Origin of the sequence: Microbispora sp. CA-102843 (assembly GCF_050936215.1) — a bacterium.
GTDB lineage: Bacteria > Actinomycetota > Actinomycetes > Streptosporangiales > Streptosporangiaceae > Microbispora.
Window position 1 is genome coordinate 6,349,487 of sequence record NZ_JBNJNF010000001.1, and the last position, 24,343, is coordinate 6,373,829.

A 24,343-nucleotide genomic window follows, 5' to 3' on the forward strand; every position below is an offset into this window, starting at 1 on the left:
CCGGCGGCTTCTACTCCAACCTCCTCCCTGAGGGGAAGAAGTGGCTGCGCATGCGCGGGGAGGACCCGGACGGCGCGCTGCAGATGATCGGCGAGTTCGTGAACGCCCCTGGACTGGCGCAACCTGAAGGCCGTGCTCGCGACCACCAAGGCCAAGGGCCCGGGTGGCGTCGTCAACGGCGCGAAGACCACGGTCTACCGGGGCGCGATCACGTTGAAGCAGCTCTCCGCGGTGGTGCCGAGCCTGAGGAAGGGCCTCACCGCCGCCGACGGCAAGAACGTGGTCAACTGGAAGATCTGGATCGGCGCCGACCAGCTCGTACGGAAGGTCGCCACGTCGATGACGATGACCACGAAGTACAAGAAGACGACCATGGAGATCGAGACGGCGAACACGACCTCGTTCGTCGGCTGGGGTTCGAAGGTCACGGTCAAGGCCCCGCCGAAGAGCACGGTCGCCGACCTGTCCGACCTCGACGGCGGCGTGCCGGAGATGCCGGACATGATCAACCTGGGTGACTGAGCCGCATCGGCCATCCGGGCACGGGTGACACCGCGCGCCCGAGCCCCTCGCGCGGTGCGAGACAGAGGCGGCCGGCCCCCGGGCTGATCGCGTGATCGCCACCCGGGGGCCGAGCACACGTGGCGGCCGGAGCGGGTTTCCCGCCCGGCCGCCCAACCGGTCCCCGCGACTAACTGTGGCCGGGTGTGGGCGATCCGGCCGCTCGTGACAGCGGGAGGACGGGGATGCGGAGGGTAATCGTGCCCGCGGTGGGGAAGCGGAACGTGACGTCGATGGGAGTGGCACCGAGCGGGCGGTGAATGTCGATGAGCTCCAGGTGTGGGCGGTCGTGCCCTTGCTGGAGGGAGAGGACCCCATGAGCGGGGATCGTCACATTGACGGACTGCTGGGGGGAGGACGGCCCTTGCCGGTAAACGACCCGCTCGGCGTGGACGGTGCTGACGCCGTCGAGCGTCTGCGGTCTGTCGCTGTTGTTGACCAGGGTCAGGTACAGCCCCAGGTCGTCGCCGGCCTTCTGCTCGTTCATGGGCGGGGCGAGGATGTGGACGTGCAGCAGCCGCACCGGGCCGATCTGCCCGTCGACCAGGCCGTTCCTGCTCCAGGTGGCCTGGGGCCTGGCCCGCTGCCGCGGGGAGTCGCACGCCTGTAGCGCCAACGCCAGGCAGGTCGCGATCAGGATGCACAGCGCCGCTACTCGCCGGAGATCCGTACGACGATGGTGAGGTGACGTGTTCATACGGCGTTCCCTGGTCAGGCAGTTGAGAATGTGGCGCTGCGGGCCGGTCCTCCTGTCAGGCGGTCCGATGATGTGAACATGACCCGGCCGGAATCGCCGGCGCTCCGCGTCGCCGACGGTGATCCCGCCGAGTTGACCGCTGATCGCCCCCGCTTCGCGGGTCTTGCCCGGGCTCGGAGAAAGCCTCCACGCGCTCGGAGAATGCCCCGTCACGATCACACGGTGACGTAGTGGCGTTCATACGTGGCCATGGCACAAGTGTTGGTGCGCGCGAGATCTCCCCGCGCGCGAGTGACATCGCTCCACGCCAGTATGCGACCGGCCCGGCGGCGGTCGCAAGACAACAGAAATGCCGGCGACCTGGGCTCCTACTTGTTCTCCAACGCTCGGGCAACGGCATGGCGCCGCGTTTTCCGCCACGTCGTACACCCCAGGAGCATGGGCACCGGGAAGGTCGGGGCTCAGAGCTTGTCGATTGGTGCGTAGGTGAGAAGCAGGGTCTTCTCCCCCTCGCTCCCGAAGTCGATCTTCACTCGCGTCTTCTCGGCCTGGCCGTCCACCGCCACCACGGTGCCGAGCCCGAACGTGTCATGGGTGACCAGATGTCTCAGCCTGCTCCGGAGTGTCACCGGACTGGTAGTTCTCACCCAGAGTTGCACGTAACTACTCTCCGTATCGATCGGTGACCTTGACCGACATCCTCGATCGGAGCCCCCATGAGCACCCCACGTGCACTCCTGGCCCGTCGCCACGACGCTGACCCTCACCCTGGGCACCGCCGCCCTCAGCCCGGCGATGGCCACAACCTCTGCCGCCAGTACCTCAGCGTCCGCGCCGGACAAACCGCATCGACCCGGGCCCTGCTGTGGGACGCCATCGCCTCCCCCTGCCCCTGGCCGGCGAAGACCGCACCGGATACAAGCGCACCTCGTTCAAGCACTGGATCGACGCCGACCACGACGGATGCAACACCCGGGCCGAAGTCCTCCTCGCCGAGGCCGTCACCCCTCCGCAGGTCGGGCCAGGCTGCACCCTCACCGGCGGGCAGTGGTACTCCTACTACGACGACACCACCGTCGACCAAGCCTCCAGCCTGGACGTCGACCACCTCGTGCTGCTCGCCGAAGCGTGGGACTCGGGCGCCTACGCCTGGACAGCCTCCCAGCGCGAGGCGTACGCCAACGACCTCGACCAGCCGTACCACCTGGTGGCGGTGACCGCCCGCGCCAACCGCTCCAAGGCCGACAAGGACCCCGCCGAGTGGCTGCCCCCATCCGAGGCCGCCTTGGTGCAGGTACATCGCGGAATGGACCGCCGTAAAGATCAACTGGGGCCTGACCGTCGACGCCGCGGAGAAGACCGCCTTGACCACAACCGCACAGGACTGCCCCAACACTCCCCTGCCCGACCTGGCCGATCCGTCCTGATCGGCTCTCTCCCACCATGTGCCGCTGTCGGCCCGCCGCGTCCAATCGTCTGCTACCCGGCAGCGACGAACTGCTCAAGGGGCGGCGATTCCAGCGAGGGAGGCGGTCACAGGGTGCGCGGGACCTGGATAGCGGGTCGGAGGCGGGACATCAGCCCGGCCAGCTCGCTCACGGTCATGCCCGGCGCCTCCAGTTCCGCCCCGGACCACCGGTCGAAGAAAATACACACCGCCCCCGGCTTGTCGATGTAGGTCTTCGGCTCTATGAACCGGGTTGGGTAGCAGGCCGCCGCTCCGCCGAGCGGGGTGGTCGGCATCGCCACGATTCCGTCGGGGCACTCGTCGACGACTTGGGTGCGGGACCTTGTCGTGACCGTCCTACTGCCGGACCGCCGCAGTTTCTCGTTGAGCGAGGCGCCCGGATCTGGGTGTTCTGCGTAGAGCGGCCACACCTGGACCCTTTTCCCGCCGGGCGTCTTGTAGACCGCGACAATGACGGGCTCCTTGCCCGGGCTAGAGGCGGCACGGCGCATCTCCGCCGCCGTGGGCGGCAAATCGACGTAGGTGTAGGTGCGGGCGGCGGGCGGCGGCCAGGTGCCCTCGGGCGGCGACACACACGGCAGGGACGCCTTCACCGCGGCCACCAGGAGCACGCCCGCCACCAGGCAGACCGGCAGCAGGCCGGCCAGCAAAGCCAGCGCGATCTGCCACCGGGTCTCTGTGCCGGGCTTGGCGTCGCTGGATCCTTCGGAGCCGTCGCGTCTGCTGTTCATGTCCGCAGGGTGAGTTCCGCCTCTTGGAGATCACTTGCGCTTGGACGCACTTGCCGCCCGCCCGCCCGGCCGCTGGACACAGGCTTCCCGCAAGGACGGAATCGCCTTACCCGGGGCGGCCGGGCAGTACTCCAGCACCTTGGGCGGCAGTGCCTGGCAGACCGGGAGGGGACCGCCCGAAGGTGGGTCCGGGGTGCGGGCGCTGCGGCGTATGCCGTGGCCGTCCCGTCCCCCGCGGGCGAGGCACGCGCTCGACATCCAACACTTACTGTGACCTAATGATTACGCATAGTGTTGTCGTTGCTTCGGGAAGAGGATCCATGCGTCTGCACTCTGCCGTGGCCGCCGCCAGCAGCGCCATCATGCTGGTTCTGGCGGTTCCCGCCTCCGCGTCGGCCGCAACAGGCCAGTTCCGTTACTCCTACACGACCGCCGACGGGTACGACGCCGTCGGCTTCATCAACGACCCCGAGAGCAGGAGATGTATCGACATCCAGGGAGCCGGCTCTGACGGCACTTCGGCCGCCTACGCGCCGAAGAATCTGACCGACTCGACGGCCACGGTCTTCCTCGAGGCCGGCTGCATGGGGGATGTCTTCTACAGCCTGCGCCCCGGCGCAGGTGCTTCAGAGCGCCTGCTGGTGCGCTCCGTCGTCTTCTCCTGAAGCGCGGATTCGGGCGCCCTGGCCATCACGACCCCCGCGGAGCGGCTGGTGGGCCGTTCCGGTCCGCACCGACAGGCTGGTCAGCCCTCGACCGACGCCGCGGTGGCGTCGTGCTCGCGGAGCATGCGCAGGACGGTGGCCGGGGACGGGTGCCGGCCCTTCTTCTTGCCCTTGGTGATGACAAGCCGGCTGGGGTTCTGCTCGCGCAGGTGAAGGGCCATGGAGAGCATGGCGTCGTCGGTGACGGCGGCGCCGCCGATGGTCTTGCCGCGGCTGCGCGCGGACTCGTGGCCTTCCAAGGGTGCGGTCACGGATGTACTCGCGTTCCCCCGAACACCGAGGTCAGGCATACGTTTCCGTTCTTCCACACCCCGAAGGCCGGCTCAAAAGGCGTCTCCCACGCACCGTGAAAGGAACAGCAGTGAGCGCTACCGTCCCGCAGCATCCCCGCAGCGTTCCCGCCGTCCCCCGCCGCCCCCGCGACGTGCGCCGTGCCGGGCATGCCGGTCGGGTTCTGGCGGTCCTGGCGCTGAGCGCCACGGCCCTGGCCGTTCCCGCACCCGCCCAGGCCCAGGCAGCCGAGCAGGTGGCGGTGTCCTTGGGGGACAGCTTCATCTCCGGCGAGGCAGGCCGGTGGTGGGGCAACAGCACGGTGTCCGCCGCTGCCGGCTGCACCCGCGGCGGAACCGACCGGGCCGCTTATCGCAGGCATTTGATCTGTTACTACGACCCCCAGCGGGTGTATGACGGCACGGCCGTGCACGGAGAGGGCACCGGATGTCACCGCTCCGACGTGGCCGAGATCACCGGGCTGGGCCAGGCCGGGCTCACCCCGGTCAACCTGGCCTGTTCAGGGGCGGAGACCCAGCACGTCATCAACGAGGCGTTCAAGGAGAACACCGCCTCCCAAGCCGAACTGCTTGCTCAGGTTGCCGCCACCCAGCAGGTCAAGGTGGTCGTGCTGTCGATCGGCGGCAACGACCTGAACTTGTCCGGGATGCTGCGCCGCTGCGCCGCGCTGTACATGGCGGGCGACAAGCGCTCCTGCGCCTCCACAGGCGAGGGCGATCAGTTTCTCGCCGCGCTACCGGCGGTGGAGCAACAGGTGACCCTGGCGGTTCAGAAGATCCGCCAGGTGATGAGCCAGGCGCCCGCCCGCTCCGCCGACTACCGGCTGATCCTGCAGTCCTATCCCTCTCCGGTGCCCTCCTCGGCCCGGGTGCGCTACAGCCAGGGCGGCGGCGGCAAGGCCACCAAGCGTACGCTCGTGGGCGGCTGCCCGCTGTGGGACGCCGACTTCGACCTGATGCACGACACCCTGGCACCCGCGATCGACGCCATGCTGCGGCGGGTCGCCACCGCGACCGGTGCGGAGTTCCTGAGCATGCTGGGCGCCATGGAGGGCCACGCGTTGTGCGAGCAGGGCACAAGCCAAGCCGGCCCGCTGGACGACGCCGCCAAACTGGGCGACACGATGGAATGGGTACGGTACGGCACCGCCGGCGCGAAGATCAGCCAGGGACACCAGCAGGAGGCCATGCACCCCAACGCGTTCGGCCAGCAGGCGCTCGGCCGCTGCCTGCTGGCCCTCTACCGCAATCCCGGCACCCAGCCCTGCAACGCGGGCACGCCCAGGAGTCACACCTGATCCATTCCACAGCCCGCACATAGTCCTCGACGGCACCATCATCGAACTCACCCGGCGGCCAGCGCTGCACGCGCCTCCATCCCAGGGGCCGTGTGCCTTACCGGGGGCGGTCGCGTCACCGGCCTCGAGCGGGCCCAATGCGTGGGCGGACTCTTCAACGGGTGGTTCGTGGAGGGCTGACAACGACGACGCTTGGTTCGTCCCGAGCACAAGATAGGGCTCACCCCCGCTGGGGTGAGGTCTATTTTGGCGCCCCATCCGCCGACGAGCCACACCAGTATCGATCCCGGAGAAGTCCAGGTGAGGCCCACCCGCCCACGCCGCAGGATGCCCGGCGGCGCGCGGGTGCGGCCGGTCCGGGTGTTCAGCTGGGAACCTTGCCGAAAAACGGCGTGCCGTCGGCAGCGAAGGCGATGAAGATCCGGCCGCCTTCCTGGATGAAGGCATGGCTGACGCCGTCGATCGTGCCGGTGATCCAGCCTTGCTTCTGGTAGAAGTCGTACTTCTTGCCACCGGCCGTGAAGTTGATCGCGCCCGTGCCGTCCCAGGGGACCCACTTGGAGCGCTCTTGGCCGGTGGCGCGGTTGAGGGTGAAACTCTCGCCGGGCATGCGAAAGGGCCGCCCTGCACCGTCATCCGGATCTGACCGCGTCTCGTCCAGGACGACCGGCCACGCCCCGCCCGTCACTTCGGCCGGAGCGGGGCCGGCCGCCTGGCCTCAGGACCGGCTATCCGCCTCGGCGAGGCTCACAGCCCGGAGACGTACAGGGAGAACGTCGCGCCCGTGTAGGCGAGGAAGCGGGTCTCCCCCGGCGCGAGGTCGCCGAGCCGCGTGCCGCCACAGGTGTCGCCGTCGAATACGCTGACGGCCGCGTTGCTGGTGTTGGCGATGGTCACACCGACCCTGCTCGTGCCCGGAGTCGAGTCGATCTCGATGCGATGACACTTGCTCTCCAGGTCGGGCACGTCGATCTTGCGCCCGCCGTACCGGACGTCGCGGGGGCCGAGTGCCTCGGCGAAGGGCCGGCTGTCGAGAGGGTTGGAGATGCCCGCGGCCATGTAGGCGATGTCGATGCTTCCGCTCACGGCGCTCCTGTTCCGTCGGGGGTGATTTTTTCCCACGATCTCACCCGCGGGCGTCGGCGGAGGTTAGGGCATCAATCTGGCGCTCCAGCTTCTGCCCGCCCCTGTCAAGGGTCAGCGAAGCTGATCGCGAAGCGACGCTGCAGGCGCTCTTGACTCGGCGTTGTCGCCCCTGGAACCCTCCTGAGCCGAGCAGACATGCAAGGTCCCAGCCCGTCGGGCCGAAGCAGGTCTCCTCAAAGTCGATCCACAGCAGTCCATCGGGTACGGCGAGGAGGTTCCCGGCGTGTGCGTCCCCGTGGACGGCTTGAGCAGGACCGGACCAGCCATGTAATTCGGCGCGCAGCAGATCGAGCTCCTCGCGTAACTCGGCGAGTGTCCCCTGGTCCGAACGAGCTGGCGAGTCCAGTTTGCCGGCTTGGAGCTCGGCGGACAGCGTCATCAGCTCAGCCGCGTTGCGCGCGAGGCGCTTGAGCTCGTGCACGCTGAGGATGACAGGCGTCTCGGGCGCGGCTTCAATTGAACCGGTGGGCCAGGGCGAGTGCCTTCTCCCAGTTCGGGCCGGACCTGGGTCGGGTGGTTGACCCGATCACCGCGCCGTCGGCCGTCGCGGCGTCATCGGTCAGGCCAGGCCGTACTTCGCCTGGGCGACCTCAGCTCTTCAAGCACCCGGAAGTTCGAAGGGGGCTTGGCCGGGTGCTTGAGGGGGGGTTCAGGTCAGGGGGTGTCCGGGCCGGCTCCTCGTAGGAAGAGGTCGACGACGTCCTGGGCCAGGCGGTGGGCGGTGGCCGGGGAGCAGTCGTCCTGTGTGGGGTGGACGGTGGCGGCGAGTTCCATGAAGGCGGTGGCGAGGAATCCCGGGTCGGCTTGCCGTAGTTCGCCCGTGGCCACCGCTTGGGCCATGAGGTCGGTGACGGGCTGGATGAGGCCGCGTACGTAGGCGTGGGAGACCTCGGTGCGCTGGTCGTCTTCGAGGTGGCGGGTGGCGTAGTAGATCTGGTTGCTGAGTGCGGAGTTGTAGGTGCCCGTGGCGTAGGAGGCGGCGAGGGCGAGGAGCTTGTCGCGCAGGGTACCGGGGGTGGCGAGTGCGCTCTGGAGGAGTGCCGAGGCTTCCTTGGTGTAGTGGTCGGCCACCTCCAAGAACAGGGCGGGCTTTCCGCCGGGGAAGTGGTGGTAGAGGCTGGCCTTCTTCACGTCGACGGCTTTGGCGATGTCGTCGAGGGAGACGCCGAGGTAGCCGTAGTCGGCGAGTCGGCGGGCGAACTCGTCGCGGGCACGGGTGCGGGTGTCGCTCTGGCGGGGCATGGTGGTCAGACTCCTGTACGGGTACGGCGGGTCAGGGTGAGGTGGGCCGCGGCGGCGCCCGCCACCAGGAGGGCGAGAGCGACGAGGGTGCCCGGCAGCAGGTTCTGCTCGTTCCAGGGCGCGGTGAGCAGGCTACGCATGGCTTCCAGCGGCGGGGTGAGCGGGTTGATGTCGGCCGCGTGGGCCATCCAGCCGCCGAGCTGGTCACGCGGGACGAAGGTGGCGGTGAAGAAGGAGAGTGGGAAGAAGACCAGGGTCACGGAGCCGACTGCCGAGCTGTTGCCGGTGTGGAGGCCGACCGCGGCGGCCAGCAGCAGGAATCCCGTCCCCAGCAGGACGGTGGTGCCGATGAGAGCGAGGAGGGCGGGGGACCCGGAGGCGGGGTTCAAGCCGAGCAGCAGGCCGAGTGCGGTGAGTGCGGCGGCCTGAGCGGTCAGGACGACGACGCCTGCCAGGACGGGGGCGGTGATGAGGGTCCAGCGGCTGACCGGGGTGAGCCAGAGCCGTGCGTGATAGCCGGAGCCGATGTCGCTCACCAGCAGTTGCCCCGCGGTCGCGCCGCCGGTGAAGGCGGTGGTGAGCAGGCACAGCGGCAGAACGACGTCGATATAGCGGCCGCCGGGAGTGGTCGCGGCCGTGACCGAGGACAGCTGCCCTTCGTAGATGATCAGGAAGAACGCGCTCGTCAGCAACGGCGAGAGGAGCAGGGAAGGCGCACGGAGGCAGGATCTGAGCGAGCGGGCGGTCAGTGGTCCCAGGGCCGCCCACGACTTCGGTGCGGCGGGCGGGCCCGCGGGGCCAGCGACGGCGGCGGTGATCGTACTCATGCGGCGGTGGCGCCTTCCGGGGTGAGGGCCAGACGGAGGAATACGTCCTCCAGGCTGGGTTCGTCGACGGTCAGGGATTCGGCGTGCAGGCCGGCGGAGGCCAGGGTGAGCAGCGTCTCCCCGTCGGTTCCGGGACGGGCGAGCCGGATGCTCACCGCGTGAGGGGCGGTTTCGGCCGTGTGGAGCTGCTCGCCCCTGGCGGCGAGCAGCTCCCGGGCCTGGCCGGCGGCCCAGGCGTCGCGAAAGCGCAGGGTCAGGACACGGTCGCCGACCTCCTCCTTGAGGACGTGAGGGGCGGCGGAGGCGATGAGGCGTCCGGCCCGGAGGATGCCGACGCGGTCGCAGAGCTGGTCGGCCTCTTCCAGGTACTGGGTGGTCAGCAGGACGGTTACGCCGTGCCTGGCGGCCAGTGCGCGGATCTGGTCCCACAGGTCCCGGCGGCTGGCCGGGTCGAGCCCTGTGGTGGGTTCGTCGAGGAAGAGGACGTCCGGGCGCTGGACCAGAGCGATGGCGAGGTCGACACGGCGGCGCTGGCCCCCGCTGAGCTTGCCGACCGGGGTGTCAGTGAACTCCTGCGCGTCGAAGGCGGTGAGGAGCTCGGCGCAGCGTGCGCGTGCCTGCCGGGCGGTGAGCGACTGGAGTCGTCCTTGCAGGCGCAGCAGTTCGCGGGCGGACATCAGAGGGTCGAGGGCAGCGCCCTGAAGGACGACTCCGGTGCGGCGGCGGACCGTTCCAGGGTCACGGGAGACGTCGGCCCCGGCGACCTGGGCGGTGCCCCGGGAGGGGCGGAGCATCGTGGTGAGCATCCGGACGGTGGTGCTCTTGCCCGACCCGTTGGGGCCGAGCAGGCCGTAGACCTCTCCGGGGTTCACTTCCAGGTCGAGCCGGTGCACCGCGGTGCGCTCTGCGAAGTCCCGGCCGAGCCCGACGGCACGGATGGCTGGCGTGGTGACGTTGTTCATACCTAAAACCTACCTATCGGTAGGTAAGTTTGCAAGTGGGCCCTCACTCACCGGGACTCCGGTTATCAGATGGATTCGCGGCGCTGCGCCGAGTCGTTCTGACGGCCATACCCGAGCTTCCCCGGTCCGGAAGAAGGTCAGGGCCTGCACGGAGGCGGAGGGTGTCGGCTCGCCCTTGCCGTCGGCTTGATCGCCGCGATGACGATGTGTCCCGAGTGGGGCCCGGACGGTTTGACGTCTGGGCCCCACAGGGGACGGGGGATGCGAGCACTACCGCGTCGGGGGTTTCTGCTCCCTGGCCTCACGAGCCGAGCATTTGGCCCGTGCTCATCGCCTCGTCTCGTACCTGGTCAGCACCACGCCGCCGGGAAACGTCCGGGTCTCCACCAGGCTCAGGTTCACCCAGTTGTCCAGGGCTGTGAAGAACGGCGTGCCGCCGCCCACCAGGACCGGATGGGTGACGATCGCGTACTCGTCGATCAGCCCGGCCCGCATGGCCGCCGCGGCGAGTGTGGCACCGCCGATGTCCATGGGGCCGCCGTCGTCGGCCTTGAGCCTGGTGATCTCGGTGACCGCGTCGCCGGTGACCAGCCGGGTGTTCCAGTCGACCGCGCTGGTCGTAGAGGAGAACACCACCTTCGGCATGTCCCGCCAGCGGCCGGCGAACTCGATCACCGCCGGTGTGGCACCCGGTTGCTTGTCGGCGGTCGGCCAGTGGGAGCTCATCGTCTCCCACAGCTTGCGCCCGTACAGCGCCAGGCCCGTCGCGTCCACCCGGTCGGACCACCACTGGAACAGCTCGTCGCTCGGCGACGAGTCCGGTCCCTCCCCCCCACTCCAGCCGATGTCGTCGCCGGTCGCGGCGATGTAGCCGTCCAGGGTCACATTCATGCCGAAGATCAGTTTCCGCATCGTGCCAGCCTCCCGTGAGTCGATCTCACACGTACAGACGGGCGCGGCGCGGAAACCTAATCGGTGCGCGATCCGCGTCCGCAGGTAGTCCTCGCGTTCCGGACTCAGCACGGCGTACTCGGCGGGCTCGAGCACCACCGACCGGATCTCGATTTCACCCTCGCAAACGCCAGGTCACACAGCTACAGCGCCAGGCCCCCTCACCGCGCTGGAGATCGCCAACCAGTTCCCGACGCTTGGGCATCTCGCTCGGCGCCCAGCGGCCGCACGTGCCCGGCAAGATCCGCGAGTACCTACCTCTCCCAGCGCCGACGCAGCTAAGCGTTGTTTTTTCGGCACCTACTACTGAAGGGGCCCTGAGGGGGCAATGCCCCCGACGCCGAGTGCGCCCCGTGAGGGAAGCCCGTCAGAACAGCGTGTCGCGGACGCGCAGCGGCCGATAGCCGGTGGGACCGAGCTGGGCGAGTTCACCTTCGATGTCGACCTCGATTGCGCCGAAGAAGTTGATGTTCTCGCTGTGCGCCGGGGAGATGTGGGCCAGGACCTCGTCGTCGATGCGGCGTCCCGCCCTGCGCATCGACTCGACCGCGAGGCCGTAGTACTCGGTGGTCCAGACGACCACGGCGTTGGTGGCCAGCGTCAGGCACCACGCCTGCTCGGTCTGAGCTTCGAGGTGCCGCGCTCGGATGGCGCCCTCGTGGGCGTAGAGCAGATCTCGCTTGAGCGCGTGCAACGACTCGCCCTTGTTCAGCTGCCGGGAGATCTTGCGCCGGTAGGCCGGGTCGGCGAGGTATCGGGCGGCGTAGATGGTGCGCCGCAGTGCCCCGTACTCCTTGAGCGCTGCGGCGAGCGCGTTCTGCCTGCCGGCCGCGGACAGCTTGCCGACCAGTAGCGAGGTGGTGGCGTGACCGAACTTTAGCGAACCGGCTGATTGCGAGGACGACCCCCGGGGCCTCTGGGGACAGAATACGAAGAGGTCTTATCCCGTCAGCCGCTGTGGGATAGCCTCGCTTTGGCGCCCTACAGGCGATCGCGCTCGGTATGCACGCATTACCGCCTACCAGAGAGGTGAAACGAGTGTCTGCCCCCTACTCTGATGAAGGAACGGACCACACCTCGTCGCAGCACACCAGGCGCCCATCGCGATGGCCTGCTTTGGCAATGGCCGCCTCATGGATCATTGGCATCCTGTGGATCGTTGTGTATTACGTGGACCCCACACTTCCGGTTATCGACGGCTTAGGGAATTGGAACCTGCTGGTCGGCTTCATGCTTCTCGTTCTGGGCGTGGTGTTCGCGTTGATTCTGGCGGTGACGGCGATCGCATCGGCACGTCGTCGGTTCTGACACCTCTCGGCGCCTGGCCTGCTCAGGGCCGGCAGCGGCACCCGGTTCCCGTTGGCACGCCACACCTGACTTCCTGCTTGCGAACGGGAGCCGGCCACGACGTAGAGGCCTTCTTGCCCTTTTCGACCAGTAGATACGGGCCGGTGGGATGTGCCTGTGCAAGGCGGCGTTGCTGTATGCGTTCCCGTACGAGCGATCTCCCTTGCGACACTTAGCATGAGCTGGGCAAGGACCTATTTGAGGAGGCGGAAGTCTGGATGGGCGGCCCATGCCCGCAGGAAATCCGACGTGCCGAAGGCAACCTGCCAGGGATCCGGAACCAGCCTGACCAGGCCCGGAAGGCCGGCGATAACCTGTGCCAGGTCCTCGCGAAATTCCACGCCGGCGACGCCTCCGATCACATCCATGATCGCGGCGGTCAAGAGCGCCGTGATGATGTGGTCGATCCGGCTGTTGCACATCGAAATGACGTCCACGGCGTGCGTCGGTTTGAAGCCGATGATCGGCTCCAGATCCGATTCGTCTGCGTGCTCGGCCTCGAAGATCTCCACGTCTCCGATGCCCGGTCCCATCACGGAGACGATGAAAGGCCGATACTCGGCCGGCGTGTCGTCCTCCCCGACCCCCAGCCGCCTAGCGGACACCTTGATGTCGTACTCGCCGGGGCGCGGCTCTTCGAACCGAGGAGACAGACCGGAGAGAAGTCCGCGTAGCTCCCCCAACGCCGCGTCGGGTACTCGCTCCGGTAGCTCAATCACCAACACGGGGCCAGCCATGCCCCGAGGGTATCGAGGCAAGTTGACCTACCAGGGGTCCTCGGTAGTAATGGCGCAGGATCCAACGGATACGCCTCTCACCTGCGCTTATGCAGAGGTCTCAGGCTGATAGGCCAGACCTGGGCCCTGCCTGTCCATGCAGGCCAGAGGCATATACGTTGGATTTCCCGCCGAAGCTACGGAAACCCCTCGTCCCAGTGCGGCGACACCGCCGGGTCGCCGTGCGCGATCTGCAGCACGCGGTTCGCCTCGTGGCACACGCGGGCGACCCGCTCCACCGGCAGTTTCACGTGCGCTCCTTCGTCCGCTCGCGCCGCCAGGCCGCGAAATTCCTGCCGTACACCGCGGCGTACGCGAACGCCGACACGATGAATCCCCACTGCTTTGTGGCGATCGCGTACGACAGCCAGAGCACTTGCGCGCCGAGCCCGATCGCCCAGCCGAACGCCTGACGTCGGCCCGCGAAGTACAAGCCGGTGATGCCGACGACCGTCAGCAGCCAGGACCACCAGCCGGTCACGCCTCGTCCGGCTCGGGCTCAGGGTCGGGCTCGGTTGGCTTCTCGAGCCGGCGGGGGAACACCGACCCCAGCACCGGGAAGAACTCCCCGGCCGGGTCACGCACCACCCAGTCACCGATCCGGGCGCGCTGCATACCCTCCGGGGTGCGCATGTCGATCACCTGCTAGGCCAGGCGCACCTCACGCGAGTCGTAGCCGGTCGGGTTAAGCCGCCGCTGCACCCACGTGCCGAAACGCTTCGTGTGCAGGTACACCGACAGCAACCTGCCGAGCCGAAGGTGGGCCTCCAGCATGTGCTCGCTGGCGCAATTGCCCACCTCGAACCCGACCGAGAACCCCGTCAGCAGGCACTTGGGTAAAGGCGGGGGTGCGGTTTGGGAGTCTATGAGATGATCAGTTTGATAGCTCACGGTTTGCGGACTGTTCGCCTTCGTGACCGCTCGGGGATCGTGGTTCGGCTCGGAGGCCGACCGCATGTCGCGGGGGAACGAGGTCTGCGTGTGGTGGGTTTCCGTCACCGTCTGCGTTTGGTGACGGGTGCGTCCTATGCCGATGCTGCGTTGTGACAGGCCAGGAGAGTCTGTCGCAGCACGGCAGCAACCCCCTTATGGAGGGCACTTCATGTCTCGTCCCACCGTCACCGCATCGCCGAGCCGCCGCGGTAGGCGTGGCCGCCTGGCCGTGCTCGCCGCGGCGAGCGCCGTGTTCGGACTGCTGGCCGTCGCGAGCCCCGCGCACGCCGACTCCCTCGTCCAGATCACCGGCCCGGCCGGACCCGTCCCGGTGGACACCGGCTACACCTACACCGTCGACCTCCCCAACAGCGTGTCTGGCGACGGTGCCTACGAGACCACCATCACCCTGTCCGGCGCCGCCGCGACCTTCACCGCCGCGCAGACCTCGGACTGGTTCTGGGCGTGCGACATCCAGGGAACCACGGCCCACTGCTGGAACCTCGCCATGCTGGACATGCCGGTGTCGATCACCCTCACCGTGCTTCCCACCGCGGCCGGGACCGTCACCGCCTCCGCCTCCGCCTCCGGCAACTGGATTAACGGTACCGACACCACCACCACCCAGGTCGGCAACCCGACCCCGGCCTTCCCCTTCACCGGGTTCTTCCAGCCCGTGAACAACCTGCCGATCGTCAACACGGTGAACGCCGGGCGCGCCATCCCGGTCAAGTTCTCCCTCGGCGGCGGCCAGGGCCTGGACATCCTCGCCACCGGCTCCCCGTCCTCCGAGCGGACCGCCTGCGACGGCAGCACGACGAACCCGATCGAGACCACCACCACCAGCACCTCCGGCCTCACCTACGACGCGGGCAGCGGACAGTACACCTATGTGTGGAAGACCGACAAGGCATGGGCGGGCACCTGCCGCACCCTCCACCTGAGGCTGTCCGACGGCACCGACCACACCGCCAAATTCCAATTCAAGTAACCATCCCCTCTGATCCGCCGGGCGCGACCCCCTGACCGATGGCAGGGGGCCGCGCCCGGCGCCGTTCATCGGAAACCTCCGAGGAAACCCCCGCCTTCAGGCGGGGGAGGAATCGGACTCCCTGGGGTTTCCGTAGCTTCGGCGGGAAATCCAACGTATATGCCTCTGGCCTGCATGGACAGGCAGGGCTCAGGTCTGGCCTATCAGCCTGAGACCTCCGCCCACAGCCCGTAGTCGGCCACCTGCAGGCCCCAGCTCGTGCAGGAGTCCCAGTGGCAGACCACCACGTCGCGGCGTGACGGCGCGTGGTCCTCGCACACCTCCCTGATGGCGGCCTCAAACGCCCGCTTGCGGGCCGAGGTGCCCAGCAGCGTCGCCACCACGACGTAGAGGGTGTCCCCCTGCACGGTGACCTACTTGGCGATCTCCTTGAAGTGCAAGAACCACGCCATCCGGTACAGGTACAGGTCCCCCTTGTTCCGCACCGAGTCGTAGGCGTTCTCCTTCGCGAGGAACGTCGTGTCGAACCGCGGGGCCTGGGCCTTGATAACGTCGTACACCTCGGTCCTGGTCCGGTGGTTGTCGTTCTTCGCGTGGTAGCCCTTCGGGAAATTCCGAGGTACGCAACAGTGACCGCGTCCCCCGTGATCGGTTCCTCTCCATCCCCGCCATGCTGCCGTACGGCGATCAACCCGCCCAGACCAGTTCGTACACCGTGATCAACTCAGCCTGTTCGTCTACATGAAAATGGATGAGACCGAAATCGCCGAAGGTCGTGTCGCGGTCCGCTCCACCAGAGCGTTCAGCGCGGCGTCGGGCAGGTTCTTCATCCTCGCGAGCACTGCCGCGGCAAGGCGTACGCGGTAGGTCACGCCCGCCGCGCCTGTGCCACTCGCTCTTCCCAGTCGGGGATGGCCTCCTCCAGGGAAACGAACTCGCCGACCCCACGAGCCGCCTCCTGCGCGCGCTGCTCATAGGAGGGATCGGCGAATGCGATCGAGTTCAGCCACCACAGATTGAGGAGTTCGGGTAGCCGGTGGTACTCACCCGGCTCCCGGGCCGCCTCCCATGCCTCTCGATACTGCGCGAGAAAAACCGGCCGCCACCTCTCCGGCAGCGCCTGGAGAATCGTCTGCGGATCGAATCGCGGATCATGAACCGGCTGCGCGCTCATGGCTGAACCGTACCCGGCGCAGGACGTCACGCTCCGGCGGATCCGCGGACGGAGTCAAGCGTGGGGGCGGCGGACGACGGGGCGGGCTGGCCGCGGCGCCCGGCCGCGGCGCCCGGCCTCGGCGCGCAGGCGATTCCTGAGCATCCTGCCCTGTCCGAGGAACGACCGGAACGCTCGCGACGGCTCCCGGCGAGGCTCCAGTCGTTCAGGGCCCGCTCGACCCGTACGCACAGCCGGTCGCCCTCCCCCGTCGCGGTCCCGACGAACACCACGTTCTCCTGCCACTCCATCCCCGGGCCGTGCCGATGGAAGGTGAGGCACACCGGCCCGGCGACGGCCTCGACACCCGCGGGCAGCAGCAGGTCGAAGCCCGCCTCGGTGCGTACGGCCGAGCGGGTGCGCACGGCCAGCGGCCTGCCGCCGGCGTCGACCATGGTGACGACGGGCTCGCCCAGGCGTGCCGCGGCGGCGAGGTCGCGCAGGACCCGTTCCAGGGTCACAGGGCGGGCGCGGTCTCGTGGTCGGGACTCGACCCCCAGCCGACCGGCACGTCGGCGGTCGCGCGGAACCGCTTCAGCAGGCTCGTCTTGCCAATGCCCGGCCGCGCAACGACGGCGCCGACGCCTGCGGGGCTGGGGGCTCCGCTTCGGCGTCGGCGGTCGCAGTGCCGCCGTGCTAGAGAACGTGACGCGGGCCGCCGGATCGCCCTACGCGCGGTGGGCAGGGCCTGGAACTCGGCCAGCCGCGGATTGCGGGCCAGCGCCGCCACGGGATCCCCCGCAGCGGGAAGCCGGCGAAGCACCGCCCGGCACACCGGCAGCGCCACCGCGGCGGCGGCCACGGCCAGCGCCGCGGCGATCCCCGCGACCGCCCAGGTGGGCGTGCCCGGCCAGGCGTCAGCCGTACGACCATGCAGGACGTCGGCGACGAACCCGGTCCCCAGCGGGGCGACCGTGCCGCCGGTGAGGAGCGCGGCGAGCCCGGCGGCCGCCCACAACGCCAGGGTCACGGCGGCGAGGCCCCACAGCGCGATGAGCAGGAACCATCCGCCGAACGCGTGCCCGGGGATGACCGGCTCCTTCGGTCCCGGGACCCGGCTCACGTGCCGCGGCCTGGGTGTAGCGACACATCCATGCCGGCGAGCCTGCGAATGAGGCGTTGCTCGCCACGTGACAAGGCCGCTGCGGCAGCCTTGTCCACCAAAAGCTGTGCCCCGGCTGCGTGCCGTAGCAGAGGCAATACCGGGGCTTATGTCACGGAGAGTAGCACAGGGGGCACGGACGCGAAATGGAGGAAGCCGAGGCCAAGCGGCTACGGGAGGTGCTGTCGCCCGCGGAGGCCAGCACCATCATCGCCCGCCGGTACCGCACCGAGCTGGTGCTGCCCCGGCGGACGATCTGCTGGAGTTTCTGGCCTTCCTGGTCGGTCAGCCTGCGCACTCTGACCGGTTCTGCCACCGCGCCCCCGGGCCGTTGGGATGTGATCTACATCCAATCGGCACTGCGGACTACGCGCGAACCAGGTGATCGTTTCCGGTCACAGCACTAGAGGGCGGCGTCGACGTACGGCGCGATTCGCGCACCGAACTCCGCCGTGTCAGCGCCCGTCACCACGGCCCCCAGCAGCACCGCGGCCGCGCCCGCCTCCCGGAGGAGCGCGAGGTCGTCCGGCAGCAGCGCGTGCTGGCTCGGCACGATGACGGGGATGTCGACGGCCGACGCCACCGCCTCCAGCCTCGCCAGGGTCGCCAGCGTCAGCGGCGTGCCGTACCTCTCGGGTTCGAGCGTGGACAGTTCGAGCGCCCGGCTCCCTCGCCGCGCCAGGGCCCGCGCCTGGGATGGGCCGTCGCCCGGCCCCAGGGCCACCATGGGCGTCACCGGCCCGCATGCCTCGACATAGCCTGCGGGCGCGTCGGCCGCGTAGACGTCGAAGTAGTCGAACCCCATCTCCCGCGCCGCGAGCATCTCCGCGATCGACACTGATCCGGCCGCGCCGACGACGAGGCCCGTCGGGATGCCGAGCGCGAGGATGCCGCGCAGCCGCTCACGCTCGGCGTCCAGCGGGCCGAAAGCCGTCCCCGAGGCCCGGTGCCGTACGTTCGTGTGCACCTTCAGGCCGTCGGCTCCCGCACGCGACGCCGCCTGCGCGAGAGCGGTCTCATTGCGCGGCAGACTGACCAGGACGGCCAGCCGCGATTCGGGCAAACGCATTTGAGAACCCCGCCTCAGTAGTAGGTGACATTCGGCCAGCCCAGCTCCATGCCTTGGGCGGCCATCGATTCCTGGACCTCGGCCAGCAAGCCCGGCGTCGCGGTGACCTGGTGCGGCTCGGTGTCCCGGGCCACGCAGAACGACGCCAGGTGACCGGCCGCCTCGCCCACGCTCCACTCGACCGGGTGGACCCGGTAGCACCCGTTGGTGATGTGCGTGGTGCTGATGTTCTTGCCCGCGGCGATCACGTTCCGCACGCGCTCGGGAACCAGCGCGCGCATCGGGATCTGGAACGGCCAGGCCGGTACGTCGATGTAGTTGTCTCCGCCGGTCGAGGGGTGCAGGTCGATCCGGTACGAGCCGATCCCGACGCTGTCGTGATAGGAGACAGCCCCCTCGGGGCGTACGGCCACCGCGAGGTCCTGCTCCACGATCCGGTACTGCCCGCGGATCCGCCGCGACTCCCTGATGTACGGGCGCATCGCGAGGCCGTCGGCGGTGCCGGTGACGTCGGGACGCAGCCTCAGGCCGGGCCAGCCGGTGCCGCCGTCGGGCCGGGGCGCCTCGGTCTGCAGCCAGTAGAGGAAGCTCAGGCTCTGCGCCCGCGCCGCGGCGGTGTGGGCCGCGTTCTGCTCGGCGGTGCCGCCGATGACAGGCCCGCCCAGGTAGTCGATCATCGGCCAGTTCACGATGGTGATGTCGCTGTCGAACGCGCCCGGCCGGAAGTGGTTGCGGGCCAGGATCCGCCGGAACGTCCAGAGCTCGTCCGACCCCGGATCCTTGCTCTGGTCGGCGATGATGCCCGTCGGGTCGTCATCCGGGTTGGGAGTGAAGCGATAGCGCCGGGGTTCCAGCGTGTGCGGGTGCGGGGCGACCCAGCCGAACTGGGGGCCGTGCCACCACTCGGGAGCCAGCGCCCGCCATGCGGCGTAGTCGTCCGGCTTGTCGATCGCGTGGTTCTCCCCTGCGTGGTGCGAGAGGGCGAAGCACACCGACACGGCCTGCATGTTGTCCGGCCGCGCGATCGCCGCGGCGTGCGGCTCGCCCGTGTCGGCCCGCGACTCGGCGCCGGTCGCGAACTCGGTGCCGGTGATCGGCAGCACGTCGCCGGTCTCCGTGGCGTCCAGGACGAACCTGGCCGTGACGGTGACGTCGCCGCCCGTCTCCAGGTCGTGGAAGCCCATCGCCGTCACGTGGTCGCCGTCGATCTGGGCGGTCGCCGGGACGTGCCGGCGCAGCACGGTGATCCGCCCACCCGCCTGCCACGGAGCGAGCATGGCGTCGATCACCGCCAGGGCCACCCGCGGCTCGTGGCACAGCGGGCCGACCCGGCCCGCGCCGGGGTTCAGGTGCGGCAGCGACCTCGACTCGGACCGCAGCGGGTACTCGCGCCGGTAGTACTCACGGATGCCGTCGCGTAGCCGCCGATAGCTCGCGGTGCTTCCGAAGGCCTCGATCCAGGGATGTTCGTCGGGCGGGACGAGCTGCGTCGTGAGCTGCCCGCCCAGCCAGGCCGACTCCTCGGTGAGCACCACCTGCGCGCCGTTCCTGGCCGCGGCCAGGGCGGCCGCGACGCCGCCCAACCCCCCGCCGACCACCAGTACGTCTGCGCGGAACTCGGTCACTCATGATTCCTTTCGATTCGGGCCGCTGGTCTGTCCAGCGACGAAGGCGCATGGCAGCACGACGGCCTGCGGCTCGATCTCTTCCTCCGACTCGAGCTGCTGGACCAGCAGCTCGACCGCGCGCATCCCCATCTCCCGCCGCGGTATCCGGAAGCAGGTGAGCTCCGGACCCGGCACGGCGTCCGGCGCGTCGCTGAGCGCGGCCACCGAGCACGCGCCCGGCACGTCGACGCCCATCCCGGCGAGGAGGTCGAGCAGCCTGAGCGCGACCACCGACTCGTGGGCGATGAACGCGGTGGCCCCGGCCTCCAGCAGGTGCCGTACCTCCTCGGCTGACGGCCCCTCCTCCTTGCGGACCGACAGGACGAGCCCGTCGGTGTCGAGCCCGTGTCGGCTCTGCGCGGCCAGGAATCCGGCGTCACGGTCGGCGGACGGTTCGCCCGGATCCGCCGCCGTCAGGTAGGCGATGCGCTCGTGCCCGAGGCCCACCAGGTGGTCGACGACCTTGCCTGTCGCGTTCGCGTAGTCCGCGGTGACGTACGTGACGGGGCCGGGCACGTCACGACGGCCGATCAGCACGAACCTGAACCCCTCGTCCCGGAGCCGGACGAGGTCGTCCCGGTTGGTCTCCTTGCCGAGCAGCACGCACCCGTCGGCGAGCCCCAGCCGGTTGACGCCTTCGCGGTAGATCGACCTGCCGCCATCCGAGCCGGTGGCGCTGGTGAACATCAGCATGTCGTAGCCGAGCGCCTCGGCCGCGGCCTCGATCCCCACCAGGAACGGGTAGTAGAAGTCGTGATGGTCCATCGGGAACAGCGACTCGAACGTGTAGACGCCGATCAGGTGGTTCATCCCGCCGGCCAGGCTGCGCGCCACCGGATCGACGGCATAGCCCAGGGACCGGGCCACCTCGAAGACGTGCCTCCTGGTCTCCGGGGGGATCCGTATGCTGTCCGAATGCCTGCCGTTGATCACTATCGAGACTGTCGTCTGCGAGACACCGGCCAGCTTGGCGATGTCGGACTGGCGCGGCCTGCGGCGGGGTGCGTCTTTCACCGGCGATCGTTCCCTTCCTCGAGGTGCTCCAACTCAAAGGAAATCTCAAACGGACGATCCCACGGGAAGCAGACGCTGCCGGGCGCAATTCCGAACTTGTCGGCCGGCGGGCCGAGGGCCTCGAGAAGATCGCCCAGTTCCCGCTCCACCTGGTCCGGCCGGAGGGCCGTCCCGGCGGCGAGAAACCCGCGCCGCGCGGAGGTCTGATACCCCCAGTCGTCGAGCAGACGGTGGGTGAGGGTGCGGGCGTGCTCGGCCAGTTGCCGGTCGCCGCGGGCCAGCAGACGGCTGCACCCCTGGGCCAGCGCGCTACCGATCGTGTTGCCCGCAGTGTTCCACGCCGCGTACCCGGCGAGGCGCGGGAGCAGGCCGGCGTCGCGCAACGCCATGACCAGCGCGGGGTCGGCGCCATTGGCGTCGGCGACGTCCGCCACCGCGACCGGGCGCCCAGCCTCCAGCAGGTCTCGCGCCCGTCCGGCGAGGCGCACCGCATCGCCGGACGGCCGCTCCGGCTGGTCCGGCCCGGAGCACCAGTCGCGCGGGGGCAGGCCAGGGGGGTGTACCGCGAGCACCAGGTCGGCCTGGTCGGCGTCCTCGACGAGGACCGCGCCGATGGCGGCGACCTGGTCGGCGATCGTGTCGCGGACGGGCACGTCCTCGTAGGCCGCGATCCGTCCGAGGGCGTCCGGGTCGAGGCAGGCGAGCGCCACCCTCGGGCGCAGGCCGGCGTGCTCCAGCGCGGCCCGGATGGTCAGCACGGCGCCGGCCTCGTCGGCGCCCGGGTAGCAGCCGATCCGGTCGCCGAGGCCGAGGCGGCCGATCCAGGACTCCAGCCACTCCCGCTCGCTCGTGGACACGCTCTCGACCGTGCTGTCCTCCACCAGGATCGACAACGTGTCGACGACTCCTTCCACCACCAGCTCGACGCAGGCCAGATGCATGGCGTGCAGGCGCATCCGCCGGGTGAAGAAGTCCGCGACGAACGGCTCGGGGATCTTCGCCCTGGCGTGCGCCACCGCGTCAGGTCGTCCGTGTTCGGCCCGGTAGAGCTCCTCGGACAGGGCGAAGAACCGCCGGCCGTGCCGGTCCCAGTACTCCGGCTCGGCTCCGGCGCCGTCGGTCTTCTTGGTCCGCATCAGCGTCACGAAGGCGTGGACGGGAAGGTCCGGCCTGCCCGCCCGGATGCGCCGCAGCACGTCCAGGCGGGCCAGCGTCCGGGCCAGCGGCTCGGTGGTGCGCCGCGAGGCGACGAATCCGCCGTGGGCGAGCTGGTTGACGCTGACCACGACGGCGTCGCTGTCGGCGGCGGCGTCCTCCAGCCACCGGGACGTGCCGTCCATGTCCGCGGGTACGCCACGTGCCGGCAGGAGCCTGGCCGGCGGGAGCCGCAGCAGGGTCCCGGCGGCGCCGGCCAGCCCGGCGACGTGACCGGTGTTCACGGGCCGGTCGTCGAGCGGGAGCAGCGTCACGACCGGTCTGCTGTGACTCATCCCTTCACCCCTCCCGCGCCCAGCCCCTGCACGAAGTGCCGCTGGCCCGCGACGAAGATCACCAGTACGGGTACGATCGCGATGAACGTCCCGGCCATCAGCGGGCCGTACTGGGTCACGCCGCTGCCCGCGAACGAGCTGAGCGCCAGCGGTAGCGTCTGCATCTGCGGCGACGACACCGCCACCAGCGGCCACAGGAAGTCCTCCCAGGCGCCGGTGAAGGAGAGGATGGCGATGGTGGCGACGATCGGCCGGGCCAGCGGCATGTAGATCTGCCAGAAGATGCGCAGTTCTCCGGCGCCGTCCAGCCGGCCGGCCTCCGCCAGCTCGCCCGGCATGTCGAGGAAGTACTGACGGGCGAGGTAGATGTTGAGCGGCTGCACCAGCATCGGCAGCACGAGCCCGACGTGCGAGTCCAGCAGCCCGCTGCCGCCCTGGCCGAACAGGTCGTTGCCGCCGGCCAGCGGGAAGCCCTTGACGATGAGGAACAGCGGGATCAGCTGCACGATGGACGGCACCATGGCGCTGCCCAGCACCGTGGTGAACAGCAGGCGCGAGCCGCGGAAGTCGATCCGCGCCAGGGCGTAGCCCGCCGCCGTCGCCGCGACGCAGTTCCCCGCGACCGTGAGCGTCGCCACGATGAGGCTGTTGGCCATCGCCCCGGGGATGTTCGTGGAGTTCCAGACGTAGGCGAAGTTGTCCAGCGTCGGCTGGTCGGGCAGCAGCTTCGGTGGGTAGCTGAACACCTCGGTCGGCGGTTTGAAGGCCAGCGACACCATCCACACGAACGGCATCGCCACCAGCAGGGTGACCACCCCGGTGAGGAGCGCCCTGCGCCGGCCGCTGCCCGCTCGGGCCGTTCGCGCGTTCACCGCCGGCCTCCTCTCGCCATTGTGCGGATGCTGAGGTAGGCCAGGCCGAAGATCAGGCAGAACAGCAGGAACGCCATGGCGCTCGCGTTGCCGAGCCTGTAGTGCTCGAATGCCTCGTTGTAGATCAGCATGTTCAGGACGGTCGTGGAGGACAGCGGACCTCCTGAGGTCAGGACGTAGATCTCGGAGAAGGACTGGGCGAGGTAGATGAGGTCGACCACGACGACGTACGTCGTGATCGGCACGAGCAGCGGCAGGATCACGTGCCGCAGCGTCCGCCAGCGCCCGCAGCCGTCCACGGACGCGGCCTCCATCAGCGAGACCGGGACCGCCTGGAGCCCCGCCAGAAAAATGATCATGCTGCCTCCGAGCGCCTTCCAGGCCCGCATCCCGATCAGCGACAGCAGGGCGGTGTCCTCGTCGGTGAGGAAGTCCACCGGTGGCAGCCCGACCAGGTCCAGCAGGTAGTTGAACAGCCCGTCGTGGGAGTACAGCCACAGCCAGATCATGCTCACCGCCACCAGCGGCACCACCCGCGGCAGGTAGAGCACCGCGCGGAACAGGGCCACGCCGGGAAACCGGCCGTTGACCAGGAGCGCCAGGGCGAGGGCCGCCGGCACGGCCAGGATCAGCGTGCCGAACGCGTACTGGACGGTGATCCAGATCGCGTGCCAGAACTCGCCAGACTGGAGCACGGCGAGGTAGCCGTCCAGGCCGTGGAACCTGGGCCCGCCGCGTTCGACGGGGTTGTACGAGGTCAGGCTCAGGTAGAAGCCGTACCCGATCGGCACGATCGTGACCAGCGACAGCGCGAGGGCGGCGGGCAGGACCAGGATCCAGCCCGCTCTGCGCTGGGCCGAGCGGAGCGGGCTCCGCCTCGGCCGGCGTGCCGTCACGGGCTCGGGCCCGGAGGACGTTCCCGGCGGCCGGGTCTCAGTCACCATGATGGAGCTTCATCCGTTCGGAGATCC

31 protein-coding genes and 2 pseudogenes are annotated in these 24,343 nt (G+C 69.4%); 5 read left to right on the forward strand and 28 right to left on the reverse strand.

What is annotated here, in order from left to right:
- Positions 1–132: 132 nt before the first annotated feature.
- Positions 133–522, forward strand: coding sequence for a hypothetical protein (locus ACQEVJ_RS29375; RefSeq protein ID WP_433106576.1), 390 nt, complete (start codon positions 133–135; stop codon positions 520–522).
- A 169-nt stretch (positions 523–691) separates the two neighbouring features.
- Here the strand turns inward: ACQEVJ_RS29375 and ACQEVJ_RS29380 are convergent, their stop codons facing one another.
- From ACQEVJ_RS29380 to ACQEVJ_RS29390, 3 genes are all read right to left on the reverse strand, one after another.
- Positions 692–1,258, reverse strand: a complete 567-nt coding sequence (locus tag ACQEVJ_RS29380; RefSeq protein WP_433106578.1) for a copper chaperone PCu(A)C — start codon at positions 1,256–1,258, stop codon at positions 692–694.
- A gap of 461 nt (positions 1,259–1,719) precedes the next feature.
- Positions 1,720–1,887, reverse strand: a complete 168-nt coding sequence (locus ACQEVJ_RS29385) for a hypothetical protein (protein WP_433106580.1) — start codon at positions 1,885–1,887, stop codon at positions 1,720–1,722.
- A gap of 904 nt (positions 1,888–2,791) precedes the next feature.
- Positions 2,792–3,457, reverse strand: a complete 666-nt coding sequence (locus ACQEVJ_RS29390) for a hypothetical protein (RefSeq protein WP_433106582.1) — start codon at positions 3,455–3,457, stop codon at positions 2,792–2,794.
- Between the two features lie 320 nt (positions 3,458–3,777).
- On the opposite strand from ACQEVJ_RS29390, the gene ACQEVJ_RS29395 reads away from it, so the two are divergent.
- Positions 3,778–4,122 (forward strand): hypothetical protein, encoded by a 345-nt coding sequence (locus tag ACQEVJ_RS29395; RefSeq protein WP_433106584.1) that lies wholly within the window; start codon positions 3,778–3,780, stop codon positions 4,120–4,122.
- 80 nt (positions 4,123–4,202) lie between these two features.
- On the opposite strand, the gene ACQEVJ_RS29400 is transcribed toward ACQEVJ_RS29395, so the two are convergent.
- Positions 4,203–4,433, reverse strand: a complete 231-nt coding sequence (locus tag ACQEVJ_RS29400; RefSeq protein WP_433106586.1) for a hypothetical protein — start codon at positions 4,431–4,433, stop codon at positions 4,203–4,205.
- Between the two features lie 110 nt (positions 4,434–4,543).
- Between ACQEVJ_RS29400 and ACQEVJ_RS29405 the strand changes: the two genes are divergently transcribed.
- Entirely contained in the window at positions 4,544–5,770 is a 1,227-nt protein-coding gene (locus ACQEVJ_RS29405) for a GDSL-type esterase/lipase family protein (RefSeq protein WP_433106588.1), read from the forward strand.
- Between the two features lie 364 nt (positions 5,771–6,134).
- On the opposite strand, the gene ACQEVJ_RS29410 is transcribed toward ACQEVJ_RS29405, so the two are convergent.
- The 8 genes and pseudogenes from ACQEVJ_RS29410 to ACQEVJ_RS29445 all read right to left on the reverse strand — a co-directional run.
- A complete protein-coding gene (locus ACQEVJ_RS29410; RefSeq protein ID WP_433106589.1) occupies positions 6,135–6,380 on the reverse strand; it encodes a hypothetical protein in 246 nt (81 codons plus the stop codon).
- Between the two features lie 137 nt (positions 6,381–6,517).
- Positions 6,518–6,856 (reverse strand): hypothetical protein, encoded by a 339-nt coding sequence (locus ACQEVJ_RS29415; protein ID WP_433106591.1) that lies wholly within the window; start codon positions 6,854–6,856, stop codon positions 6,518–6,520.
- Between the two features lie 40 nt (positions 6,857–6,896).
- Positions 6,897–7,337: a phosphotransferase family protein gene (locus ACQEVJ_RS29420; protein ID WP_433106593.1), complete on the reverse strand. Its 441-nt coding sequence runs from the start codon at positions 7,335–7,337 to the stop codon at positions 6,897–6,899.
- Between the two features lie 233 nt (positions 7,338–7,570).
- Complete coding sequence (locus tag ACQEVJ_RS29425; protein WP_433106595.1) at positions 7,571–8,158, reverse strand: TetR/AcrR family transcriptional regulator; 588 nt, start codon at positions 8,156–8,158, stop codon at positions 7,571–7,573.
- A 5-nt stretch (positions 8,159–8,163) separates the two neighbouring features.
- Positions 8,164–8,985, reverse strand: coding sequence for an ABC transporter permease (locus ACQEVJ_RS29430; RefSeq protein WP_433106597.1), 822 nt, complete (start codon positions 8,983–8,985; stop codon positions 8,164–8,166).
- Complete coding sequence (locus ACQEVJ_RS29435) at positions 8,982–9,947, reverse strand: ATP-binding cassette domain-containing protein (protein WP_433106599.1); 966 nt, start codon at positions 9,945–9,947, stop codon at positions 8,982–8,984. Before ACQEVJ_RS29435 ends, ACQEVJ_RS29430 begins: the two co-directional genes overlap by 4 nt.
- 327 nt (positions 9,948–10,274) lie before the next feature.
- On the reverse strand, positions 10,275–10,859 hold the full coding sequence (locus ACQEVJ_RS29440) for a dihydrofolate reductase family protein (protein WP_433106601.1): 585 nt from the start codon (positions 10,857–10,859) through the stop codon (positions 10,275–10,277).
- A 406-nt stretch (positions 10,860–11,265) separates the two neighbouring features.
- A pseudogene (locus ACQEVJ_RS29445) lies at positions 11,266–11,778 on the reverse strand (Tn3 family transposase); the annotation flags it as partial.
- A 158-nt stretch (positions 11,779–11,936) separates the two neighbouring features.
- On the opposite strand from ACQEVJ_RS29445, the gene ACQEVJ_RS29450 reads away from it, so the two are divergent.
- Positions 11,937–12,206: a cell division protein CrgA gene (locus ACQEVJ_RS29450; RefSeq protein WP_433106603.1), complete on the forward strand. Its 270-nt coding sequence runs from the start codon at positions 11,937–11,939 to the stop codon at positions 12,204–12,206.
- Between the two features lie 233 nt (positions 12,207–12,439).
- Here the strand turns inward: ACQEVJ_RS29450 and ACQEVJ_RS29455 are convergent, their stop codons facing one another.
- From ACQEVJ_RS29455 to ACQEVJ_RS29470, 4 genes are all read right to left on the reverse strand, one after another.
- A complete protein-coding gene (locus ACQEVJ_RS29455; protein ID WP_433106605.1) occupies positions 12,440–12,982 on the reverse strand; it encodes a DUF6368 family protein in 543 nt (180 codons plus the stop codon).
- Positions 12,983–13,268: 286 nt separating this feature from the next.
- Entirely contained in the window at positions 13,269–13,502 is a 234-nt protein-coding gene (locus tag ACQEVJ_RS29460; RefSeq protein WP_433106607.1) for a hypothetical protein, read from the reverse strand.
- Positions 13,499–13,654, reverse strand: a complete 156-nt coding sequence (locus tag ACQEVJ_RS29465) for a hypothetical protein (RefSeq protein ID WP_433106609.1) — start codon at positions 13,652–13,654, stop codon at positions 13,499–13,501. Before ACQEVJ_RS29465 ends, ACQEVJ_RS29460 begins: the two co-directional genes overlap by 4 nt.
- A gap of 12 nt (positions 13,655–13,666) precedes the next feature.
- Positions 13,667–14,020 (reverse strand): hypothetical protein, encoded by a 354-nt coding sequence (locus ACQEVJ_RS29470; protein ID WP_433106611.1) that lies wholly within the window; start codon positions 14,018–14,020, stop codon positions 13,667–13,669.
- A 103-nt stretch (positions 14,021–14,123) separates the two neighbouring features.
- On the opposite strand from ACQEVJ_RS29470, the gene ACQEVJ_RS29475 reads away from it, so the two are divergent.
- Positions 14,124–14,945 (forward strand): PxKF domain-containing protein, encoded by an 822-nt coding sequence (locus ACQEVJ_RS29475; protein ID WP_433106613.1) that lies wholly within the window; start codon positions 14,124–14,126, stop codon positions 14,943–14,945.
- A gap of 203 nt (positions 14,946–15,148) precedes the next feature.
- On the opposite strand, the gene ACQEVJ_RS29480 is transcribed toward ACQEVJ_RS29475, so the two are convergent.
- The 12 genes and pseudogenes from ACQEVJ_RS29480 to ACQEVJ_RS29535 all read right to left on the reverse strand — a co-directional run bounded on the left by ACQEVJ_RS29480 (position 15,149) and on the right by ACQEVJ_RS29535 (position 24,316).
- On the reverse strand, positions 15,149–15,352 hold the full coding sequence (locus ACQEVJ_RS29480) for a hypothetical protein (RefSeq protein WP_433106615.1): 204 nt from the start codon (positions 15,350–15,352) through the stop codon (positions 15,149–15,151).
- A gap of 6 nt (positions 15,353–15,358) precedes the next feature.
- Entirely contained in the window at positions 15,359–15,505 is a 147-nt protein-coding gene (locus tag ACQEVJ_RS29485) for a hypothetical protein (RefSeq protein ID WP_433106617.1), read from the reverse strand.
- Positions 15,506–15,813: 308 nt separating this feature from the next.
- Complete coding sequence (locus tag ACQEVJ_RS29490; protein WP_433106619.1) at positions 15,814–16,119, reverse strand: DUF6247 family protein; 306 nt, start codon at positions 16,117–16,119, stop codon at positions 15,814–15,816.
- A gap of 26 nt (positions 16,120–16,145) precedes the next feature.
- A complete protein-coding gene (locus ACQEVJ_RS29495) occupies positions 16,146–16,619 on the reverse strand; it encodes a hypothetical protein (protein ID WP_433106621.1) in 474 nt (157 codons plus the stop codon).
- Positions 16,616–17,221 carry a hypothetical protein gene (locus ACQEVJ_RS29500; RefSeq protein WP_433106623.1) on the reverse strand — a complete coding sequence of 202 codons (606 nt, stop codon included), beginning with the start codon at positions 17,219–17,221 and terminating at the stop codon, positions 16,616–16,618. The genes ACQEVJ_RS29495 and ACQEVJ_RS29500 overlap by 4 nt, the downstream gene beginning before the upstream one ends.
- 217 nt (positions 17,222–17,438) lie before the next feature.
- Positions 17,439–17,576, reverse strand: a pseudogene (locus ACQEVJ_RS29505) (IS630 family transposase); the annotation flags it as partial.
- Between the two features lie 87 nt (positions 17,577–17,663).
- Positions 17,664–18,329, reverse strand: a complete 666-nt coding sequence (locus tag ACQEVJ_RS29510) for a hypothetical protein (protein WP_433106625.1) — start codon at positions 18,327–18,329, stop codon at positions 17,664–17,666.
- A gap of 14 nt (positions 18,330–18,343) precedes the next feature.
- Entirely contained in the window at positions 18,344–19,954 is a 1,611-nt protein-coding gene (locus tag ACQEVJ_RS29515) for an FAD-dependent oxidoreductase (RefSeq protein ID WP_433106626.1), read from the reverse strand.
- Positions 19,955–21,010 (reverse strand): LacI family DNA-binding transcriptional regulator, encoded by a 1,056-nt coding sequence (locus ACQEVJ_RS29520; protein ID WP_433106628.1) that lies wholly within the window; start codon positions 21,008–21,010, stop codon positions 19,955–19,957.
- Positions 21,007–22,500 carry a DUF4127 family protein gene (locus ACQEVJ_RS29525; RefSeq protein WP_433106630.1) on the reverse strand — a complete coding sequence of 498 codons (1,494 nt, stop codon included), beginning with the start codon at positions 22,498–22,500 and terminating at the stop codon, positions 21,007–21,009. The genes ACQEVJ_RS29520 and ACQEVJ_RS29525 overlap by 4 nt, the downstream gene beginning before the upstream one ends.
- Positions 22,497–23,372: a carbohydrate ABC transporter permease gene (locus tag ACQEVJ_RS29530; protein WP_433106632.1), complete on the reverse strand. Its 876-nt coding sequence runs from the start codon at positions 23,370–23,372 to the stop codon at positions 22,497–22,499. Before ACQEVJ_RS29530 ends, ACQEVJ_RS29525 begins: the two co-directional genes overlap by 4 nt.
- Positions 23,369–24,316: a carbohydrate ABC transporter permease gene (locus ACQEVJ_RS29535; protein WP_433106633.1), complete on the reverse strand. Its 948-nt coding sequence runs from the start codon at positions 24,314–24,316 to the stop codon at positions 23,369–23,371. The genes ACQEVJ_RS29530 and ACQEVJ_RS29535 overlap by 4 nt, the downstream gene beginning before the upstream one ends.
- Positions 24,317–24,343 lie beyond the last annotated feature (27 nt).

Excerpts from the sequence above, each read along its gene's own strand:
- ACQEVJ_RS29380 (WP_433106578.1), bottom strand. The coding sequence starts at position 1,258 with ATGAACACGTCACCTCACCATCGTCGTACGGATCTCCGGCGAGTAGCG.
- ACQEVJ_RS29390 (WP_433106582.1), bottom strand. The coding sequence starts at position 3,457 with ATGAACAGCAGACGCGACGGCTCCGAAGGATCCAGCGACGCCAAGCCC.
- ACQEVJ_RS29395 (WP_433106584.1), top strand. The coding sequence starts at position 3,778 with ATGCGTCTGCACTCTGCCGTGGCCGCCGCCAGCAGCGCCATCATGCTG.
- ACQEVJ_RS29410 (WP_433106589.1), bottom strand. The coding sequence starts at position 6,380 with ATGCCCGGCGAGAGTTTCACCCTCAACCGCGCCACCGGCCAAGAGCGC.
- ACQEVJ_RS29425 (WP_433106595.1), bottom strand. The coding sequence starts at position 8,158 with ATGCCCCGCCAGAGCGACACCCGCACCCGTGCCCGCGACGAGTTCGCC.
- ACQEVJ_RS29430 (WP_433106597.1), bottom strand. The coding sequence starts at position 8,985 with ATGAGTACGATCACCGCCGCCGTCGCTGGCCCCGCGGGCCCGCCCGCC.
- ACQEVJ_RS29435 (WP_433106599.1), bottom strand. The coding sequence starts at position 9,947 with ATGAACAACGTCACCACGCCAGCCATCCGTGCCGTCGGGCTCGGCCGG.
- ACQEVJ_RS29440 (WP_433106601.1), bottom strand. The coding sequence starts at position 10,859 with ATGCGGAAACTGATCTTCGGCATGAATGTGACCCTGGACGGCTACATC.
- ACQEVJ_RS29455 (WP_433106605.1), bottom strand. The coding sequence starts at position 12,982 with ATGGCTGGCCCCGTGTTGGTGATTGAGCTACCGGAGCGAGTACCCGAC.
- ACQEVJ_RS29465 (WP_433106609.1), bottom strand. The coding sequence starts at position 13,654 with ATGCGCACCCCGGAGGGTATGCAGCGCGCCCGGATCGGTGACTGGGTG.
- ACQEVJ_RS29475 (WP_433106613.1), top strand. The coding sequence starts at position 14,124 with ATGTCTCGTCCCACCGTCACCGCATCGCCGAGCCGCCGCGGTAGGCGT.
- ACQEVJ_RS29490 (WP_433106619.1), bottom strand. The coding sequence starts at position 16,119 with ATGAGCGCGCAGCCGGTTCATGATCCGCGATTCGATCCGCAGACGATT.
- ACQEVJ_RS29510 (WP_433106625.1), bottom strand. The coding sequence starts at position 18,329 with ATGCGTTTGCCCGAATCGCGGCTGGCCGTCCTGGTCAGTCTGCCGCGC.
- ACQEVJ_RS29525 (WP_433106630.1), bottom strand. The coding sequence starts at position 22,500 with ATGAGTCACAGCAGACCGGTCGTGACGCTGCTCCCGCTCGACGACCGG.
- ACQEVJ_RS29535 (WP_433106633.1), bottom strand. The coding sequence starts at position 24,316 with ATGGTGACTGAGACCCGGCCGCCGGGAACGTCCTCCGGGCCCGAGCCC.